Consider the following 2773-nt stretch of genomic DNA (forward strand, 5'->3'; position numbering starts at 1 on the left):
TTTTGCTGTTCGGCCTGAAGGGCAATGCGCGCAACCCCGCGGACTGGGTGGTGGTGGGCGATTCGCTGCAGGTCGAGCCCTATGCCTGCATGCTGCGCAAGGACGATCCGCAGTTCCAGGCGCTGGTGAACGGCGTGATCGGCGGGATGATGAAGTCCGGCGAGTTCGAGAAGCTCTACACCAAGTGGTTCATGTCGCCCGTGCCGCCCAAGGGCCAGAACCTGGGCCTGCCCATGTCCAAGGAACTGCGCGACAACCTGGTGGCGCAGAGCGACAAGCCCGCCAACTGATCGCCCTCTGTGCCAGCGCTTTCCGGAAATTGTCCATGACGCCGTCAGTCCCCGCGATCGACCCGGTGCCCCGCATGGTGGGCATCCTGGGCGGCATGGGGCCGGCCGCCGGGGCCGACTTTGTGCGGCTCTTCGTGGAGGCGTGCACGCGGCGCATGGCCGCGCTCGGCATTCCCGTGCGGGACCAGGCCTATCCGGAGCACTGGCTGGCGCAGGTGCCCATTCCCGATCGCACGGCGGCCCTGGGCGACCGCACGTCCGGCGCCCACCAGCCGGCAGAGCCGATGGCGCAGGCCACGGGCCGGCTGGTGGCGCTGGGGGTGCAGGCCGTGGCGATCGCATGCAACACGGCCCATGCCTGGCATGGGGAGCTGCAGCAGCGCTTTCCGCAGCTGCAGGTGCTGCACGGCATGCGCGAAGTGGCGGCCGGGCTCGCGGCCGCGCAGGTTCCGCGCGTGGCGCTGCTGGCCACGCAAGGGTCGTACGACAGCGGGCTGTACCAGGCGGAACTGCAGCGCCACGGGGTGGCCTGCGTGCTGCCGCAGCCCGGTGAGCGCGAGCAGCTCATGCAGGGCATCTACGACGGCGTGAAGGCCGGCGACTATGCGCTGGCCCGCCACCGTTTCGCGGCGGTGGCACAGGCGCTGCGCGAACGCGATGGGGTGTCGACCCTCATCATGGGCTGCACCGAAATCCCGCTGGCCCTGGACGAGGCCGCGGCGGGCGCCCGCTTGGTCAACCCGTCGCAGGTGCTGGCCGAGGCACTGGCGCGCTGTGCCTATGCCGGGATCGGGCCGCGAACGCCCGCGCGTGCGGGCGCCGACGCCATCGCCTGAACGGCCATCAGCCCCACAGCGCGGGCTTGTGCACCATCAGGAAGAACACGGCCAGCATGGCCACGAAAGCCGGGTAGCCCAGCGCTTCCCACCAGCGTGCGTAGCGGGTGTAGAGCGCCGGCATCGGCGTGCCTTGCGCGGCGGCGTCCCGTGCCATGGCGGCCATGCGCCACTGCAGCCACAGCACCGGCAGCCAGCACAGGCCGGCTATTGCATACAGCGCGATCGAGGTGGCCAGCCATGGCGTGGACAGCGGCCAGCCGGCCATCATCGCCATGGCGGCGCCGGTGACCGGCTGCACGATGCCGGCCGGCGTGGTGAACCACGTGTCGGCCCGCACCACCAGCCGCGACACCACGGCCTGGGCGGCCACGCTGCCGCTGCGGTTGGCGAAGAACAGGTAGAACGCCGAGCCGAAGCCCGTACCCACCAGCAGCACGCTGGACAGGATGTGGATCCATTTGAGTGCGAGATAGGTGTTCATGTGCGTGGCGCTTTCAGCAGGACGACGAGGATGGCGGCAATGGGCAGGTTTTTGAGCAGCGGCCCCAGCGGGTCCAGCCACAGCGCGGGCAGCAGCACCGTGGCGACCACCGTCATCACGCCCATCAAGGCCAGTGCCAGGGCATCGGTGGCCCGGCCGGGGCGCAGCCACAGCGCGAGCCCGATGGCCGTGTCGGCGGCGATGCCGCCCCACACCAGCGCTTGGATCCAGGCTTCGCTCTGCAGCCCGCCACGCACCAGCAGATCGCGGCCCTGGCCTTGCGATTCGATGGCACTGGCCAGTGCGGTGCCCAGCCACACCAGGACGAGGCTGCCGCGCAGCCAGCGGGTGGTTTCGGCGTTCATCGTGCGGACGGCGCCCAGGCGCTTTCGACCAGATGGCGGTAGTGCGTCGCTTCATGGCCCAGCAGGCGCCGCAGCGCGGCCGGGTCTGCCGTGTTGTCGCTGCCCAGCAAGGCGAGCGTTTCGCTGCACCAGGGCAGGGCCGGCACCTGGTCGCCCAGGCGGGCGCTCAGGTGGCTGAGCGCATCCGGCAGGCGCAGCACGCGGGCGGGCCCGTGGCCCGATTGCTGGCGCAGGCTGGCGATCAGTTCGGCCATGGGCACCGCCTCGGGCCCGCTGCATTCGATGAGGCCGGTGGCGTCCAGCGCGGGACCCATCAGCGCGGCCACCGCATCGGCCAGATCGTGCACCGCCACGGGCTGCACGCGGGCCTGCAGCACCGGCCCGGGCAGCACCAGCACCGGCAGGCGTGCCAGGTTCATGAAGAGCGCGCTGCTGGCGCCGCCCCGGCCGAACACGATGCTGGGCCGCAGCACCACGCCTGACACGGCCCCTTGTGCGGTCAGACCGAGCAGGTGGGTGTCGGCCGCGCGTTTGGTGGTGGCGTAGCGTGTGGCGCTGCCCGCGATGCCCAGCGCCGAGATCTGCACGATGCGCCGCACGCCGGCCTGGGCGCAGGCGTCGAACAAGGCCACCGGCGTGTGCTGGTGCAAGGCGTCGATGGGGCGTGCGCGGGTGTCGCGCAGCACGCCGACGGCATTCACCACCGCGTCGATGCCTGCCAGGCGCGGCAGCCATGCGGCGGGCGCCGTGTCGTGCGCGAAATCCATGGCGACCTGGCCGGGGCGGCCTGCCGCGCGG

5 protein-coding genes are annotated in these 2773 nt (G+C 71.5%); 2 read left to right on the forward strand and 3 right to left on the reverse strand.

Translation table 11 applies throughout. The features are described 5' to 3' along the window. The coding region (locus tag AC27IQ_RS21990; RefSeq protein ID WP_487090792.1) for a transporter substrate-binding domain-containing protein at positions 1–290 on the forward strand (290 nt) is incomplete at its 5' end. A 35-nt stretch (positions 291–325) separates the two neighbouring features. Next, a complete protein-coding gene (locus AC27IQ_RS21995; RefSeq protein ID WP_487090793.1) occupies positions 326–1126 on the forward strand; it encodes an aspartate/glutamate racemase family protein in 801 nt (266 codons plus the stop codon). A gap of 7 nt (positions 1127–1133) precedes the next feature. On the opposite strand, the gene AC27IQ_RS22000 is transcribed toward AC27IQ_RS21995, so the two are convergent. The 3 genes from AC27IQ_RS22000 to AC27IQ_RS22010 all read right to left on the reverse strand — a co-directional run. Continuing rightward, the gene (locus tag AC27IQ_RS22000) at positions 1134–1610 is read right to left on the reverse strand and encodes a DUF2269 family protein (protein ID WP_487090794.1); all 477 of its coding nucleotides are present in this window, start codon (positions 1608–1610) and stop codon (positions 1134–1136) included. Next, complete coding sequence (locus AC27IQ_RS22005; protein ID WP_284408433.1) at positions 1607–1975, reverse strand: DoxX-like family protein; 369 nt, start codon at positions 1973–1975, stop codon at positions 1607–1609. Before AC27IQ_RS22005 ends, AC27IQ_RS22000 begins: the two co-directional genes overlap by 4 nt. Beyond that, the coding region (locus tag AC27IQ_RS22010) for an NAD-dependent epimerase/dehydratase family protein (protein ID WP_487090795.1) at positions 1972–2773 on the reverse strand (802 nt) is incomplete at its 5' end. The genes AC27IQ_RS22005 and AC27IQ_RS22010, both read right to left, overlap by 4 nt.

It is taken from the genome of Acidovorax sp. KPB24-07, from assembly GCF_057543315.1.

Bases quoted from the DNA above. Each gene is read 5' to 3' on its own strand.
- AC27IQ_RS21995 (WP_487090793.1), top strand. From the start codon at position 326: ATGACGCCGTCAGTCCCCGCGATCGACCCGGTGCCCCGCATGGTGGGC.
- AC27IQ_RS22000 (WP_487090794.1), bottom strand. From the start codon at position 1,610: ATGAACACCTATCTCGCACTCAAATGGATCCACATCCTGTCCAGCGTG.
- AC27IQ_RS22005 (WP_284408433.1), bottom strand. From the start codon at position 1,975: ATGAACGCCGAAACCACCCGCTGGCTGCGCGGCAGCCTCGTCCTGGTG.